We start from the raw sequence: 16,170 nt of genomic DNA, 5'->3' as shown, positions 1-16,170 counted from the left end.
TCGGCTGTGGCCCTACCTCGACGGAACGCTCGCAGGTGTCGCGCCCCTTAATCAATAACCCTTTCAACACCTTCTCAACAACAGGAGTGCAGAGCATGCGAGCGATGACTTTCCAGGGCGCGCACAAAGTGCAGGTCGATACGGTGCCCGATCCGATCATTGAGCAGCCCGACGACATTATTTTGCGCGTCACCGCCACCGCCATTTGCGGCTCGGACTTGCACCTGTACCGCGGCAAGATCCCGACCGTCGAGCACGGCGACATCTTCGGCCATGAGTTCATGGGCATCGTTGAGGAAACCGGGCCGGCAGTGACGGCCGTGCAGCGCGGCGACCGCGTGGTGATCCCGTTCGTGATTGCCTGTGGCGACTGCTTCTTCTGCCAACTGCAACAATTTGCCGCCTGCGAAACCACCAATGATGGGCGCGGCGCGATCCTGAATAAAAAGGCGATACCGCCGGGAGCCGCGTTGTTCGGCTACAGCCGTCTGTATGGCGGCATTCCCGGCGGCCAGGCCGAGCTGGTGCGGGTGCCGAAAGCCAACACCGGGCCATTCAAGGTGCCTGGGTTGCTGGCGGATGAAAAGGTCCTGTTCCTCTCGGACATCCTGCCCACGGCCTGGCAGGCGGTGACCAACGCCGGCATCGGCAAGGGCTCCAGCGTTGCGATCTACGGCGCCGGCCCGGTAGGCCTGCTCAGCGCGGCGTGCGCGCAGATGCTTGGCGCCGAGCAGATCTTCATGGTCGATGACCATCCCTATCGCTTGGCCTACGCGCAGAAAATGTACGGGGTGATCCCGATCAACTTCGAAGAAGATGACGACCCCGCCGACACCATCATTCGCCAGACCGCCGGCATGCGCGGGGTGGACGGCGTGGTGGACGCAGTGGGGTTCGAAGCCAAGGGCAGCACCACCGAGACCATCCTCACCACGCTCAAGATCGAAGGCAGCAGCGGCAAGGCCCTGCGCCAGTGCATCGCTGCCGTGCGCCGTGGCGGGGTGGTCAGCGTGGCCGGGGTGTATGCCGGGTTTATTCACGGGTTTATGTTTGGCGACGCGTTTGACAAGGGGCTGACGTTCAAGATGGGCCAGACCCATGTGCAGCGCTTCCTGCCGCAGTTGCTTGAGCACATCGAGCTGGGGCATCTGAATCCCGAGGCGATCGTCACGCATCGGTTGTCGCTGGAGCAGGCTGCGCGCGGCTATGAGCTGTTTGACAAGGCCGAGGAGGAGTGCCGCAAGGTGATCCTGCTGCCGGGCATGGATGAGCGGCCGATTGTCGAACCGCTGGAAGAAGTGACGCCTGATTTACGCCTGCAGGGCGTTCCAGGCTTCTAAACCGAACGCAGCGCAAACCGGGAGGGGGCAAGCCCCTCCCGCATTCACGTCAGGCTGCCGCCTGCGGTTGGATCTGCAGCACGCCGTCCACGTCCTTGACCAGGCCACTGGCCACAAACAACGGCGCCACGCGCTTGTGCAACTGCGGCTCGACGAACTCCTTGACCGTGTCCAGCGCCAGCTCGCCACTGAGCGGCAGCTCGGCCTTGGTGTACGACAGCCAGGCTTTTTTCAGCATCGTCAGCACATCACTGCCCGCGGTCGAGGCAAAACGGCGGTGGCTGGGTTTGCCATCAAAGTTGAAGCTGTGCTGGTACGCGTAGCCGGTTTCGTCACCGTTGCTGGCGGCGCAGCGTACGCAGGTGCATGGGCCGTCGCCGAACGCGCTGCGCAGGTAGGCGTTGAAGTCCACCACGGGCTTGAGTGACAGGCGCTTATCCACCTCGAACAGGTCTCCGGTCATTTTATCGTCAGTGTTCAACGTCCATTTCCTCGCAGGTCGGCAGGTGCATTTCAAAGCGCGGCACAATAGCAGCCGAGCGGCGCCCATGGGGATTTTTTGCGCGGAAGGTACTCGCTTCAGGGTCGACGTCCATTCGCCAATAGCCTTGTTAGCGTTTCCCCAATCAACCTCCGTCGATGGCGACGCAGCGCAAACGCGTAAAACCCTGGAAAACCTCGACCACGTGCTGGCAGGTTTTGGCGTCGGACGCTCGAACATCGCCGCCGTTCAGCGCTGCTGATTTATTGCATAAGAATAGAGCTATATATTCTTTTCGTGTCTTAAAAAACGCCGCTAGGCTTCATCACCTTCCCGAAAACGCGGCAGATTCCCCCATGACTTTCAAGCGTTCCTCCCTGACCTTATTGGTTGCGTCGCTGGCCGCTGCTGGCAGCTTGCTCAGCCCCGGTGCCCAGGCCGAAGGCAAAATCAGCATCGCCCAGCAGTTCGGCATCGGCTACCTGATCCTCGACGTGGTGCGCGACCAGCACTTGATCGAGAAACACGGCAAGGAGCAGGGCCTGGATATCAAGGTGGAATGGAACAGCATCTCCGGCGCCACGGCGATGAATGAATCGCTGCTGGCGGGTGCGCTGGACGTGGTCTCGGCCGGTGTGCCGCCGATGCTCACCCTGTGGGACCGCACCAAGGGCAAGCAGAACGTCAAGGCCATCGCCTCGCTCGGCTCGATGCCCAATTACCTGCTGACCAACAACCCTAACGTGAAGACCCTCAAGGACTTCACCGAGAAAGACCGCATCGCTGTGCCCGCTGCCGGTGTGGGGTTTCAGTCGCGCACCCTGCAGATCGAAACCGCCAAGCAGTTTGGCGATGCGAACTACAAGAAGTTTGACGATATCTCTATCAGCCTGGCTCACCCTGACGCCACGGCGGCGTTGATTGCCGGTGGTTCGGAGATTAACTCGCACTTCTCCAGCCCGCCGTTCCAGTACCAGGAGTTGCTTAACCCTAACGTGCACAAGGTGCTCAGTTCCTACGACATCCTTGGCGGGCAGGCTACGTTCAACGTGCTTTACACCACTGAGAAATTCCACGACGAGAACCCCAAGACCTATAAGGCGTTTTACGACGCGCTGGCTGAGGCCGAGACGATCATCAAGGCCGACAAACCGGCCGCGGCGAAGGCGTATATCCGTGTGGAGCAATCCAAGCTGCCGTTGGACCTGGTGGAGAAAATTGTCCAGGACCCGGAGATCGATTTCACCATCGTGCCGCAGCGGACCTATATCTATGCCGAGAAATTGCAGGAGCTGGGGGTGTTGAAGAACAAGGCGGCGAGTTGGAAGGATTACTTCTTTGAAGAGGCTCATGGTGGGAATGGGAGTTGAGTGGCCATTCGGGTGAATCGGGGGCGTCATGGGGGTAGGGCGGGGTACATATCCATTTCTGCGGTAACGGCGGCTGGCGGTTCCGCTCTTACAGCGGGTCACTTTTGGCAAACGCCCCAAAAGTAACCAAAAGGTCTGTGCCCCACCACTCGGCACCTCGCCTAGGCTCGGCATTCCCTCACTCCGGCTTGAATCCGTGGGCCGCCGCGACGGGCCATCCATGGCCCAACACGGCTAACCCGGCGTCCTGCCGGGTTACCCACGGATTCAAGCCTGCGTTCGGCCAGCGTGGTTGACGGGGCCTGTCAGGTCAAAAGCAAGATCAAAAGCAGAGCACGGCGGCCTGGTAGCCGACCTGAGTGGTTGAAGCAAAAGCAGGGCAACAGCACAGCAACACACCTCTATCTGATGTACTGAGCTCCAAATGTGGGAGCGGGCTTGCTCGCGAATGCGGTGGTTCAGTGACACATAAGCTGACTGACCCACCGCCTTCGCGAGCAAGCCCGCTCCCACAATTTCACCGAGTTCAACTGCCAGCACCGCACTGCTTTGCTTTTCTGTGGGAGCTGGCTTGCCTGCGATGCAGGCACCGCGGTCCATCAGGTACACCGGGTTGATGCCATCGCAGGCAAGCCAGCTCCCACATTTGATTGAGTTCAGCTTCCAGAATCAGGTCGGCTGTCAGGCCGCCTCGGCTGTGCTTTTGCTTCTACCACTCAGGTCGGCTACTAGGCCGCCGTGCTTTTGATCTTGATCTTGATCTTAGGCGCCCCGTTAAACTACGCTGGCCGAACGCAGGTTTTGGAGCGTGGGTAAACCGGCAGGACGCCGGTTTAGCCGTGTTGGGCCATGGATGGCCCATCGCGGCGGCCCACGCTCCAAAGCCTGCGTGAGGGCACACCGAGCCTAGGCGAGGTGCCGAGTGGTGGGGCAAGAGCCTTTTGGTTACTTTTGGGCTCTTTTCAAAAGTGACCCGCTGTAAGAGCGGAACCCATACCCGCCATCACCCAAATAACGGATATGTACCCAATAACCCACCCCAAACATCACCGAAAAAACTCCCCAGGTGTCGCATCAAACTGCTGCCGAAACGCCGCAATAAACGCCGAAGTCGACTCATACCCACACCCCAACGCCACATCCGTAACCCGCTCCCCCTGCTCCAGGGCCGGCAACGCACTCAGCAACCGCAACCGCTGACGCCAAGCGCGAAACGTTAGCCCGGTATCACTCAAAAACAACCGACTCAACGTCTTCTCACTCACCCCCAGCCTGCGCCCCCAATCCCCCAAGGTCGTCTGCTGCTCCGGATGCAGATTCAAGCTGCGATAAACCTGACGCAACCGCGGGTCCAGGGGCAAAGGCAGCATCAAATCCACCTGCGGCGCAGCGGCCAACTGGTCGAGTACCACCTGGGCCAGGCGCCCATCCGGCCCGTCCTCGGCATATTCCACCGGCAACTCACTGAAACTGCGGATCAACTCGCGCAACAAACTGCTCACCTCCAACACCTGACACCGCTCGGCCGCCCAGGCGGTAACGCTGCAAGCCAGGTACAGGCTGCGCATTTCCGTGTGCGGCGAACTGAACACCCGGTGCGGCACGCCCGCCGGGATCCACACCGCGCGCTGGGGCGGGGCGACGAAGCGGCCGACGCTGGTCTGGATCTCCAGCACCCCGGATATCGCGTAGGACAACTGCACCCACGGGTGGCTGTGCTGGCGGGTCAGCGCGCGATTGGGCAGCGACTCCGTGCGCCCATACACGGGCCGCGGCAGGCTGGAAAGCCCGGGCACACTGCGCCGGACGGTCTTGTCATGTCCTTTAGGCGGCATTTACTGGCTCATTGGCGTTAGTCGGTAACAAGCCGTTACGTTAGAGTCGCATCGATGCTCTTGGCAACCCCTGGAAGATTTGCTTATGACCCGTCCACGTTTTCTGCCTGACAACTTCACCCTGACCCTGATTGCCACGGTGATTCTCGCTTCCCTGCTGCCCGCCAGCGGCCAGACCGCCGTGGCCTTTGGCTGGGTGACCAACCTGGCCATTGCGCTGCTGTTTTTCCTGCACGGCGCCAAGCTGTCGCGCCAGGCCATCGTTGCCGGTGCCGGGCACTGGCGCCTGCACCTGCTGGTGTTCAGCCTGACCTTTGTGCTGTTCCCCTTGCTGGGCCTGGCGCTCAAGCCGGTGCTGTCGCCGCTGATCGGCAAAGACCTGTACATGGGCATGCTCTACCTGTGCGCCTTGCCGGCCACGGTGCAATCGGCGATTGCCTTTACGTCGCTTGCGCGCGGCAACATTCCGGCGGCGATCTGCAGTGCGGCGGCCTCCAGCCTGTTCGGCATCTTCCTAACGCCGCTGCTGGTGACGCTGCTGCTCAACGTGCACGGCGACGCGGGCTCCACCGTCGACGCGATCCTGAAAATCAGCGTGCAATTGCTGTTGCCGTTTATCGCCGGGCAAATCGCTCGTCGCTGGATCGGCGATTGGGTCGGCCGGAATAAGTCCTGGCTGAAGTTCGTCGATCAGGGCTCGATCCTGCTGGTGGTTTACGGCGCGTTCAGCGAAGCGGTCAACGAAGGCATCTGGCACAAGATCCCGCTGTGGGAGTTGGGCGGCCTGGTGGTGGCGTGCTGTGTGTTGCTGGTCCTGGTACTGGTGGCGTCCACCGTGCTGGGCAAGGCCTTTGGCTTTAACCAGGAAGACCGCATCACCATCTTGTTCTGCGGCTCGAAGAAAAGCCTCGCCACCGGCGTGCCGATGGCCCAAGTGCTGTTCGCCGGCGCAACCATGGGCGTGTTGATCCTGCCGCTGATGCTGTTTCACCAGATCCAGTTGATGGTGTGCGCGGCGCTGGCGCAGCGCTACGCCAAACGGCCGGAAAGCATCCCCGAGCTGATGGGGCAGGTGGATCCGTGATCCAGATCACACCCTAGGCCGAATCACCTCAAGTTAACGCCCGGCCAGACGACTTCCTGGGTAAGAGCCCAATAAGGAGTGTCGGCATGAGCGTTAAAGGTATTTCGGTGTTTGCAGGCCTGTTTTGCCTATGGGCCAGTGCCTGTGGTGCGGCACAGACCGTGGGGCAGGGCACTATCCAGTTCACCGGCGCAATCGTTGAGCCTGGGTGTGCGACAAATGCGCGCAGCGGCGCGGTGATAGAGTTGACCGGCTGCGCCAGTTTTAACCGCGGCAGCCGCTTCGAGGTGCGCAGTCTGGCGCCGGTGGCCAGCGTCAACGCGGCCCGGGTGAAGCTGGTTGCCGACAGTGGCGCCGGGCGTTATTACGACCAGCGCTACCTGCTGGTGGACAGCGCCGGCACGCCGATTGTGTCGGGCAACTATGTAATCACCATGACCTTGCCCTGAACCTCAGAGCGACGATCCGCGTCAACAGCGCGGCGAGAAACCTATAGAATGCTCGGCGGCGGCGCTGTTCTGCGTGGCCGTTGGATCATCGCCAGAGTACCTCGCCCGCCAATGAGCATTTCAGCCGCAACCCCCCAAGCCAACTGGCAACCGGTCATCGCCCTTGCTTTGGCCGCGTTTGTGTTCAATACCACCGAATTCGTACCGGTCGGCCTGCTCAGCGCCATCGGCGCCAGCTTCGACATGCCCATCGCCAGCGTCGGCCTGATGCTCACCATCTATGCCTGGATCGTGTCGCTGACGTCGCTGCCGGTGATGCTGCTGACGCGTAACGTCGAACGGCGCAAGTTGCTGATCGTGTTGTTCGGCTTGTTTATCGCCAGCCATATTCTCTCCAGCGTCGCCACCAGCTTCGGCCTGCTGATGGTCAGTCGCATCGGCATCGCCTTGTCCCACGCGTTGTTCTGGTCGATCACCGCCTCCCTGGCCGTGCGCCTGGCGCCGGAGGGCAAGCAGGTGCAAGCCCTCGGCCTGCTGGCCACCGGCACGTCACTGGCGATGGTCCTGGGCATTCCGCTGGGCCGCCTGCTCGGCGAAGCGATGGGCTGGCGCACCACGTTTCTGGTGATCGCCGCCTTTGCCGCGGCCCTGGTGTTCTGGCTGGCGCGCACCTTGCCGCTGCTGCCGAGCCAGAACTCCGGCTCGCTGCGCAGCCTGCCGTTGCTGTTCAAGCGCCCGGCGCTGGTGGCGCTGTACGTGCTCACCGCCATGGTGGTGACCGCGCAATTCACCGCCTACAGCTACATCGAACCCTTCGTCGAAGGCGTCGCCGGCCTGAGCGGTAACGTGGTGACCCTGTTCCTGCTGGTGTTCGGCGGCGCGGGCATCATCGGCTCGCTGCTGTTCAGCCTGGTGCACCGTTTCAACCCGCACCTGTTCGTGGTCAGTGCGGTGTTCCTGCTTGCTGCGTGCCTGGCGCTGATGCTGCCCTTGAGCGGCGCCGAGTCCTACCTCGTCGGCCTGAGCGTGTTCTGGGGCATGGCGATCATGGGCTTTGGCCTGGCCATGCAATCCAAAGTGCTGGTGCTGGCACCCGACGCCACCGACGTGGCCATGGCGATGTTCTCCGGTATCTACAACATTGGCATCGGCGGCGGCGCCCTGATGGGCAGCTGGGTCGGCAGCCACTTCGGCTTCGCCTGGATCGGCGCGGCGGGCGGGTTGCTCGCGGCAGTGGCGCTGATCGGCTACTGCCTGGCGATTCACCGGTATGGGCAGGGTGTGGCGCGTAGCAACTGATGCGTTGGTCAATGATGACTTGAAAAAATCAAAGGATTGAACCCGTGAGACACCTCGTCGCCTACATGGATGCCGTGGATCAGTCTAAAAACGTGCATTGATCCGTCAACCGGCCCGCAGCACCGGCCCGGCGCTGTTTGCCCGCAGCGAATACCTGTCGCGGCTCGGGCTGGCGCCGATCGTCGGCGCACTACTCGGTGCGCCGCCCGCCCGTAAGTTGGGTGGCCGCGACTGAACGGTGCTCGGTGTCGAAGAACTTTTTGGCCAGCGGCGGGCCTATCTATAACGCCGCTGTTTGCCCATTTTTTTTCGGAGCCCACCGCCGATGTCACGTCTATTGCTCAAACCTGCACTCTTTACCGGTGTTTGTGCCCTGATGTTCAGCCTTTCAAGCCAGGCCGCCAGCTTTGATTGCGCCAAGGCCAAGGCCGCTGACGAAATTGCCATCTGCGCCAACCGCAGCCTGAATGATCAGGACGTAACGATGGCGTTGCTCTACGACCTGAACAAGCACTTCATGGCCATGGGCGGGCGCGGCTCATTGATGGACGGGCAGGCGGACTGGCTCAAGCAGCGGCGCGCGTGTGGCGCGCGGCTGAGTTGCCTGAGTGACGCCTCCACGCAACGCATTGGCATGTTGCGCGGGTTTATTGATGAGCGGGTGATGACAAAGGGGCCGTTCTGAATCACATCGAACACTCAGCCTTTGGGTGATTGCCGTGGCGAGGGAGCAGGCTCTCTCACCACAGCAATCGGGCGTCCTGTTACAACGCCGCCAGCACCGCCTCCAACTTCTCCTGATCGCGCGCGAACTGCCGGATGCCTTCGGCGAGTTTTTCCGTTGCCATCGCATCTTCATTCGACGCCCAGCGGAACTGCGCTTCGGTCAGTTGCTGACGCACTTCACCTTCAGCGCCCGGCACCAGTTTGCGCTCCAGCGTGCCGTTGTCTTCATCGAGTTTGTGCAGCAGGTCCGGGCTGATGGTCAGGCGGTCACAACCTGCCAGTTGCTCGATCTGGCTAAGCGTGCGAAAGCTTGCGCCCATGACCACGGTCGGGATGGCGTTGGCCTTGTAGTAATTGTAGATGCGGGTGACCGATTGCACGCCCGGGTCTTCGGCGCCGGTGTAATCCAGGCCTGTGCTTTTGCGGTACCAGTCGTAAATGCGGCCTACGAATGGCGAGATCAAAAACACCCCGGCATCAGCGCACGCCACGGCCTGGGCGAAGGAGAACAGCAGCGTGAGGTTGGTCTGGATGCCGGCTTTTTCCAGACGTTCGGCAGTGCGGATGCCTTCCCAGGTGGACGCCAGCTTGATCAGCACGCGCTCGCGACCGATACCGGCCTGGTCGTACAGGGCGATCAGCTGGCTGGCCTTGGCCCACAGCGCGTCTTCGTCAAAGGACAGCCGCGCGTCGACTTCGGTCGAGATGCGCCCGGGAATCACCTTGAGAATGCCCGCACCGACCGACACGGCGAAGTGATCGCAGGCCAGGCCCACGTCGCCCTTGGACAGGCTCACGGCAGTGCGCAGCAGCTCGGCGTATTCCGGGATGGCGGCGGCTTTGAGCAGTAACGACGGGTTGGTGGTGGCGTCGACCGGACGCAGGCGGCTGATGGCTTCCAGGTCGCCGGTGTCGCAGACCACGGTGGTGAATTGCTTGAGTTGTTCGAGCTTGGGCGTCATGAGCGGCGGTCTCCAGGAAGTGGGATGTGGCGCAGCGCTGGGCGGCACGGGACACCCGTTGTACCACTTCCCAGGCGGCTTGTTTACCCGCGCGCCACGCCTTTACGCCTCTGGGAAGCCGACTTTCTGCGGCCAGCGGTTCTGGAAAACCTGCACATCCAGTTGTTTGAACAACCCTCCATGCGTAAACGGTTCGGCCGCCAGCCATGCGCGCGCATGGGCCTCATCGTCAAAATGAAACTTCTCACGGCTTCCAGGTCTGCACATCCTGCGCATCCACCGCCTTGGGCAACAAGCCGGCCTTGAAGAAGGCATCCGCGATCTTCTGCTGTTCACCCAACTGTTCGACCGTGACCGGTTGCACCTCGTAACTGCGGTGCGCGTTGGCGGCTTCCACCGTGGCCACATCCAGGTTGCCCCACAGTGGGCCGAGTACTTTCGCCGCGTCCTGCGGGTTGGTTTTTACCCATTGACCGGCTTTTTCCAATTGCTCATACACACGTTTCAAGACCTCGGGATGGGCTTTGGCGTAAGGCGTGCCGGTCAGGTAATAGCGCTTGTAACTGGCAAGGCCTGCGCCGTCGGCCAGGGTGCGGGTCGGCAGTTGACGCTGCACGCTGGTGAGGAACGGTTCCCAGGTGACCCAGGCGTCAACCTTGTTGTTCTCAAAGGCCGCGCGACCATCGGCCGGCGACAGATAGGCCGGCTCGATATCCGAGAACGCCAGGCCGGCTTTGGCCAGTGCGGCGATGAGCAAGTAGTGAGTGCCGGCGGCCTTGGTCACCGCGATTTTCTTGCCTTTCAAATCTGCCAACTGCTGGATCGGCGAGTCCTTGCGCACCACGATGGCCTGGGCTGAAGGCGAGGGCGCTTCCTGGGCGAAGTAGGTGAGTTTGGCCTGGGCGGCCTGAGCGAAGATCGGCACGGTGTCAGCCACGTCGGCGCTGATGTCCACGTTGCCCACGTTCAATGCTTCGAGCAGCGGCAGGCCGCTGGGGAATTCATGCCAGCTCACGTCGATGTTGTCGGCCTTGAGGGCTTTTTCAAGCGTGCCCTGGGTTTTCAGCAGGGTGATCAGGGTCGAGGATTTCTGGTAACCGATGCGCACGGTTTCCTGAGCCTCGGCGCTCACCGCAACCGAAAAAGCCAGCAGCCCGAGGACAACGGCGAGGGGACGACGAATAGACATGGCGCGCTCGATCTTCAGCGAAATAAGGCCAAGCTTAAAGTTCTAAAAAGCATTCGATAAATACTCTTTCGGTCTGAGCTTAGGGCGCTTTTCACGCGTTTCGACGAATTGGGCATAACCATAGAATTATAGGGTTCTTTCATAATTACACGTCGTTAATATAATCGAGTTCGCTTGTCTGCCAGGTCTTATGTGGTCTTTTTGCATAAGCAGCTTCCTTCAACTCACCTATGCCAAGGCCTTCCATGACGTTGAAACAACTCATTCTCGCCGCCAGCCTGCTGTTTGCCGCAGCGGCGGCCCACGCCGAGCAGACCCTGGACATCAGCTACCAGCGCTCGTCGACGCTGTGGATCCTGCTCAAGCAAAATGGCCAGCTCGAACAGCGCCTCAAGCCCTTGGGGTTCACCGTCAATTGGCATGAATTCAGCACCGGCCTGCTCAGTTCCTTGAACGCCGGCAGTGTCGATTTGCACGCGGACGTGGCTGACGCCTTTGCGCTGTTCACCCAGGCCGCCGATGCGCCGCTGACGTATTACGCCCAGGAAAACTCGTCGCCCGGCGCCCAGGCGATCATCGTCCAGGACGCATCCCCGATCCACAGCATCGCCGACCTCAAGGGCAAGACCGTTGCCGTGTCCAAGGGCTCGGGCAGCAACTTTCTGCTGATCTCGGCGCTGCACAAGGCCGGCCTGACGCTGGCCGATATCACCCCGCGTTACCTTGAGGCACCCGACGGTGGCGCGGCGTTTTCAAATGGCAGCGTGGATGCCTGGGTGATCTGGGACCCGTTCTTCGCCACCCAGCAGCTTGAGCATCACGTGCGTGTGATCGCCGATGGCAACGACGGGCTGGCCAACTACAACCGCTTCTACCTGGCGACCACACAATTTGCCAAGGCGCACCCGGAGGTGCTGCAAATCACCTTCGATACCCTGCGCGAAACCGGCCAATGGGTCAAAGCCCATCCCAGGCAAGCCGCTGACATCCTTGCGCCGCTGTGGGGCAACATCCCACCGGCCACGGTGGAGCGCGCCAATAGCCGACGCAGCTACGACATCATCCCGGTCAAGGTGCAAAACCTTGCCGAACAGCAACGCATCGCCGACACCTATTACGCCGCCAAGCTGATTCCCAAGCCACTGAACGTCGCCGATATCACCGTGTGGACCCCCAAACCATGAGCCGCCAGATCCATTTGTCAGCCTTCCTCCTGAGTGGGCCGGTGGTGCACAGCCACGCCGTGTGGCGCCACCCCGAAACGCTCGGCAATTACCTCGACCCCGACTACTACTCGCGCATCGCCAAGGTGGTGGAGGAGGGCCTGTTCGACTTCCTGTTCTTCGCCGACCGCCTGGCCGTGGGCGACCAGATGGGCGGCTCGCGCGAGTTTGCCTTGCGCTACGGCGCCCAGGACGCCACACGCCTGGACCCGTTGCCGATTCTCTCCTACCTGATAGGCCAGACCCGCAAGCTGGGGCTGGGCGCGACGCGCTCGACTACCTATTACGAACCGGCGCACATCGCGCGCGAATTTGCCACCCTCGACCATCTGTCCAAGGGCCGCGCGGCGTGGAATATCGTCACGTCGATGAACGACAGTGAAGGGCGCCTGTTCGGCAAGGACAAGCACCTGGAACACGACCTGCGCTACGACCGTGCCGATGAGTTTGTCGAAGTCGCATTGAAGCTCTGGAACAGTTGGGGCAAGGACGCCCTCAAGCTGGACCGCGAACGCGGCGTGCTCGCCGACCCGGCCTTGATCACGTCGGTGCAGCATCAGGGCGAGTGGTTCAAGGTCGAGGGCCCGCTGAATATCCCGCGCACGCCCCAGGGCCGTCCGGTATTGATTCAGGCCGGCTCGTCCGGGCGCGGTCGGCGGTTTGGCGCGCGCTGGGCCGAGGCGATTTTCACCATTCACCCGCATTTGAACGCGATGCGCGCCTTTCGCGATGACGTGCGTGCCCAAGTGGTGCAGCAAGGCCGCGACGCCGACAGCTGCAAGGTGTTGACCGCGGTGATGCCGTTTATTGGCGGCAGCGAGGCCGAAGCCCGCGCCAAACGCGATCGGCACAACGCCCTGGCGCGGCCTGAGCTGGGGCTGGTGACACTTGCTTCGCAGCTCAATGTGGACCTGTCGCCGTTCCCGCTGACGGCCACCCTGGCCGAGGTTGCCCGGTCGCCACTGATCCCTGCCGCTGCGGCGGAAAAGCTGTTGATGCAAGGGCCTGAAATTACCCTTGAGCAACTCGGCCGCATCTTCGCCAGCAGCGTGCGCGTGCCGCAACTGGTGGGCACTGGCGCGCAGATCGCCGACCAATTAGCGGAGCTGTTCGAGCAAGGCGGCTGCGACGGGTTTGTGATCTCGCCGGGTTACCTGCCGGGTTCGTTCACTGAGTTTGTCGAGAGCGTGATTCCGCACTTGCAGCGCAAGGGGTTGTTTCGTACCGCCTATGAAGGCTCGACGCTGCGCGAGCACCTGGGGCTGGCGGATCTGGCAACCTGAAACCGCCTCCTGAGAAGAGCCGGGCTGTCGTGGCGAGCGGGCCTGTCGTGGCGAGCGGGCTTGTTGTGGCGAGCGGGCTTGCCCCGCGTTGGGCTGCGAAGCGGCCCCCATCAAGGCCACCGCGCGCTGACTGGTAGACGGCGGTGTCAGGTTCTGGGGGCGCTTCGCGCCCCAACGCGGGGCAAGCCCGCTCGCCACAACAAGCCAGCTCGCCACAATTTGACCGACTTCAGCCTCCACCACCGCACTGCTTTTGCTTTTCTGTGGGAGCTGGCTTGCCTGCGATGCAGGCACCTCGGTCCATCAGGTACACCGGGTTGATGCCATCGCAGGCAAGCCAGCTCCCACCCTTGACCGAGTACAACCGACACCCATCTATCTGATGCACAGAGATCCAAATGTGGGAGCGGGCTTGCCCGCGAATGCGGTGGGACAGTCAGCTCATGTGTCACTGGCAGGCCGGCCGCCTTCGCGAGCAAGCCCGCTCCCACCTTATGACCGAGTACAACCGGCACCCATCTACCTGATGCACAGAGATTCAAATGTGGGAGCGGGCTTGCCCGCGAATGCGGTGGGTCAGCCAGCTCATGTATCACTGGCACACCGCCTTCGCGAGCAAGCCCGCTCCCACCTCTGACCGAGTACAACCGACACCCATCTATCTGATGCACAGAGAACCAAATGTGGGAGCGGGCTTGCCCGCGAATGCGGTGGGACAGTCAGCTCATGTGTCACTGGCAGGCCGCCTTCGCGAGCAAGCCCGCTCCCACCTTATGACCGAGTACACCGACACTCATCTACCTGATGCACAGAGCTATGTGCAAACCCTGCGCCTGGAACGCGCCAAGCAGATGCTGGAGTCAACGCCACCGCCGGCTGATTCAACGCCGCAGCTGCGCTTCACCTTCGATGCATGCCACCAGAAACTCCATCACCACCTTTACCGACGGCGAGCGGCGCATATCCGGGTACACCGTCAGCCAGATATCGCGGACCGGCCCGTCGCCGGGTGTCGGCAACCTGGCCAGCAGCGGATCGTGGTCGCCCACCAACGTTGGCAACACCACTGCGCCGACGTGCGCGCGCGCGGCCGTCTGTTGGGTGATCAACTCGCTGGCGGCAAACACGATCGGGCGTTGGCCGCGCAGTTGGTGCAGCCACGCCTGTTGCGGCAGGTGATCACGGCTGCTGTCGTAGGCGATGAAGGTCCATTGGGCAGTAGGCAACTGCCTGAACGCGGGCGCGCCATAAAGACCGAAGCGCACCACGCCGACCTTGCGGCGCACCAGCGCCTCTTCGTCGGGGCGCACCGTGCGCAGGGCGATATCGGCCTCGCCCTTGTCGAGCGCAGCCAGTTGAGTGGACGGTATCAGCACCAGGTTCAGCTGGGGGTACTGGGCCCGCAACCGCGCTATGTGAGGCGCGATGCAGTGGTTGGCGATGGACGGCGGGCAACTGACCCGCACAGTGCCGGCCAGTTCGATGGAGGCTACCCGCGACAGGCGCAGCACGTCGGTGGCCATCTCGCCCATGCCCGCGGCCAGCTCGGCCAGCGCCAGGCCCTGAGCCGTGAGTGGCCGGCTGCGTGGCAGGCGGTCTACCAGTTTTACGCCGAGGGCTTTTTCCAGCGCATCGACGCGGCGCCCGACGGTGGCGTGTTCCACCTGCAACTCGCGGGCGGCCGCCGACAGCGACTGGGTGCGGGCCAGAACGGTGAAGTAATACAGATCCTGCCAATCGAACATCGGGTTATTTCCGCACAGAGGCTGGGAAGGGTTGGGGAATATTCCTACCGAGCGCGCCCTTTTACCATGGCCGCTTCCCAGTGCAAACGGAGTTGTTACCCGATGAAAGCCATCACCCTGCAAGCCTACGGCGGTCCCGAAGTCGCCCAATTGCGCCACGACGTTGAAAAACCCCGGGTCACGCCGGGGCATGTGCTGGTCAAGGTGGCCTGCGCCGGGATCAATTTCATGGACATTCATACCCGCCAGGGCAAATACGCACACTCTTCGACGTACCCGGTGCGCCTGCCGTGCACCCTGGGCATGGAAGGCGCCGGTGTGGTGGTCGAAGTCGGTCCGGGCGTCAGCCACTTGGCTGTGGGCGACCGCGTGGCCTGGTGCATCGCCTGGGGTGCGTATGCCGAGTATGCGAATGTGCCTGTCGAGAAAATTGCGCAGATCCCGAACGCAATCGGTTTCGATCAGGCCGCTGCGGCGATGTTTCAGGGCTGCACCGCGCACTACCTGATCGACGATGTAGCGCGTTTGCAGGCGGGCAGTACCTGCCTGGTTCATGCCGCGTCCGGCAGCATCGGCCAATTACTGGTGCAGATGGCGCGTCGGTTGGGGGCAACGGTATTGACCACCGCCAGCAGCGTCGAGAAATGTGCGATTGCCTTGCAGCAGGGCGCCCATCAAGCCTGGACCTATGAGCGATTTGCCGACCAGGTGCTGCAAGCCACGGGCGGGCGAGGGGTGGATGTGGTGTTTGATTGCGTCGGCAAAAACACCTTGCGTGAGAGTTTTCGCGCCTGTCGCACGCGCGGTTTGATCGTCAACTACGGCAATGTCTCGGGCTCGCTGACGGACCTGGACCCGATGGAGCTGGGGGAGGCGGGCTCGTTGTTCTTGACGCGCCCACGGCTGGCTGACCACATGGCCGATGGCGCGACCGTGCAACGGCGTGCCAACGCTGTGTTCGCGGCGATGCTGGAAGGCACGCTGACGGTGGACATTGAAGGGCATTACAGCCTAGAGACGGTGCAGCACGTTCATGCCCGTATCGAGGCGCGGCAGCAGATCGGCAAGGCGGTACTGTGGGTGGACCGCGACCTGCGTTAACCGCAGGCGAAAAAAAACCGGCTGATCAGGCCGGTTTGGGGTGCCCCGCAAACAGTGCGGGGTTACGCGTTGTGCCCTTGCAG

14 protein-coding genes are annotated in these 16,170 nt (G+C 62.1%); 9 read left to right on the top strand and 5 right to left on the bottom strand.

Annotated features, from left to right (window positions below; genetic code table 11):
• Positions 1-95 precede the first annotated feature (95 nt).
• Positions 96-1,340, top strand: coding sequence for a zinc-dependent alcohol dehydrogenase (locus L8K08_RS22740; protein ID WP_242200077.1), 1,245 nt, complete (start codon positions 96-98; stop codon positions 1,338-1,340).
• A 49-nt stretch (positions 1,341-1,389) separates the two neighbouring features.
• On the opposite strand, the gene L8K08_RS22735 is transcribed toward L8K08_RS22740, so the two are convergent.
• The gene (locus L8K08_RS22735; RefSeq protein ID WP_242200075.1) at positions 1,390-1,821 is read right to left on the bottom strand and encodes a hypothetical protein; all 432 of its coding nucleotides are present in this window, start codon (positions 1,819-1,821) and stop codon (positions 1,390-1,392) included.
• A 356-nt stretch (positions 1,822-2,177) separates the two neighbouring features.
• On the opposite strand from L8K08_RS22735, the gene L8K08_RS22730 reads away from it, so the two are divergent.
• Positions 2,178-3,191: an ABC transporter substrate-binding protein gene (locus L8K08_RS22730; protein ID WP_242200073.1), complete on the top strand. Its 1,014-nt coding sequence runs from the start codon at positions 2,178-2,180 to the stop codon at positions 3,189-3,191.
• A 1,046-nt stretch (positions 3,192-4,237) separates the two neighbouring features.
• On the opposite strand, the gene L8K08_RS22725 is transcribed toward L8K08_RS22730, so the two are convergent.
• Positions 4,238-5,026, bottom strand: coding sequence for a helix-turn-helix transcriptional regulator (locus L8K08_RS22725; RefSeq protein ID WP_242200072.1), 789 nt, complete (start codon positions 5,024-5,026; stop codon positions 4,238-4,240).
• A gap of 85 nt (positions 5,027-5,111) precedes the next feature.
• On the opposite strand from L8K08_RS22725, the gene L8K08_RS22720 reads away from it, so the two are divergent.
• From L8K08_RS22720 to L8K08_RS22700, 4 genes are all read left to right on the top strand, one after another.
• On the top strand, positions 5,112-6,110 hold the full coding sequence (locus tag L8K08_RS22720) for a bile acid:sodium symporter family protein (protein ID WP_242200071.1): 999 nt from the start codon (positions 5,112-5,114) through the stop codon (positions 6,108-6,110).
• Between the two features lie 86 nt (positions 6,111-6,196).
• Positions 6,197-6,559 (top strand): type 1 fimbrial protein, encoded by a 363-nt coding sequence (locus tag L8K08_RS22715; RefSeq protein ID WP_242200069.1) that lies wholly within the window; start codon positions 6,197-6,199, stop codon positions 6,557-6,559.
• 111 nt (positions 6,560-6,670) lie between these two features.
• Positions 6,671-7,858: a sugar transporter gene (locus L8K08_RS22710; RefSeq protein WP_145163632.1), complete on the top strand. Its 1,188-nt coding sequence runs from the start codon at positions 6,671-6,673 to the stop codon at positions 7,856-7,858.
• Between the two features lie 325 nt (positions 7,859-8,183).
• Positions 8,184-8,543 (top strand): lysozyme inhibitor LprI family protein, encoded by a 360-nt coding sequence (locus tag L8K08_RS22700; RefSeq protein WP_242200066.1) that lies wholly within the window; start codon positions 8,184-8,186, stop codon positions 8,541-8,543.
• 79 nt (positions 8,544-8,622) lie between these two features.
• On the opposite strand, the gene tal is transcribed toward L8K08_RS22700, so the two are convergent.
• Positions 8,623-9,546 carry a transaldolase gene (gene tal, locus L8K08_RS22695; RefSeq protein ID WP_242200063.1) on the bottom strand — a complete coding sequence of 308 codons (924 nt, stop codon included), beginning with the start codon at positions 9,544-9,546 and terminating at the stop codon, positions 8,623-8,625.
• A gap of 244 nt (positions 9,547-9,790) precedes the next feature.
• Positions 9,791-10,735 (bottom strand): aliphatic sulfonate ABC transporter substrate-binding protein, encoded by a 945-nt coding sequence (locus L8K08_RS22690; RefSeq protein ID WP_242200061.1) that lies wholly within the window; start codon positions 10,733-10,735, stop codon positions 9,791-9,793.
• Between the two features lie 245 nt (positions 10,736-10,980).
• Between L8K08_RS22690 and L8K08_RS22685 the strand changes: the two genes are divergently transcribed.
• Together L8K08_RS22685 and L8K08_RS22680 are read left to right on the top strand one after the other, a co-directional pair.
• Positions 10,981-11,919: an aliphatic sulfonate ABC transporter substrate-binding protein gene (locus tag L8K08_RS22685; protein WP_242200058.1), complete on the top strand. Its 939-nt coding sequence runs from the start codon at positions 10,981-10,983 to the stop codon at positions 11,917-11,919.
• Complete coding sequence (locus L8K08_RS22680) at positions 11,916-13,241, top strand: LLM class flavin-dependent oxidoreductase (RefSeq protein ID WP_242200054.1); 1,326 nt, start codon at positions 11,916-11,918, stop codon at positions 13,239-13,241. Before L8K08_RS22685 ends, L8K08_RS22680 begins: the two co-directional genes overlap by 4 nt.
• An 881-nt stretch (positions 13,242-14,122) precedes the next feature.
• Here the strand turns inward: L8K08_RS22680 and L8K08_RS22675 are convergent.
• The gene (locus L8K08_RS22675) at positions 14,123-14,986 is read right to left on the bottom strand and encodes a LysR family transcriptional regulator (RefSeq protein ID WP_242200008.1); all 864 of its coding nucleotides are present in this window, start codon (positions 14,984-14,986) and stop codon (positions 14,123-14,125) included.
• A gap of 102 nt (positions 14,987-15,088) precedes the next feature.
• Between L8K08_RS22675 and L8K08_RS22670 the strand changes: the two genes are divergently transcribed.
• Positions 15,089-16,087 carry a quinone oxidoreductase gene (locus tag L8K08_RS22670; protein WP_242200007.1) on the top strand — a complete coding sequence of 333 codons (999 nt, stop codon included), beginning with the start codon at positions 15,089-15,091 and terminating at the stop codon, positions 16,085-16,087.
• Positions 16,088-16,170: the final 83 nt, after the last annotated feature.

The sequence above is a fragment of the Pseudomonas sp. TREG-RG-20F-10-E-6-01 genome (assembly GCF_022662455.1).
Lineage (GTDB): Bacteria > Pseudomonadota > Gammaproteobacteria > Pseudomonadales > Pseudomonadaceae > Aquipseudomonas.
The sequence above is the reverse complement of the archived record's forward strand: the minus strand, read 5'-3'. Positions and strand labels throughout refer to the sequence as shown.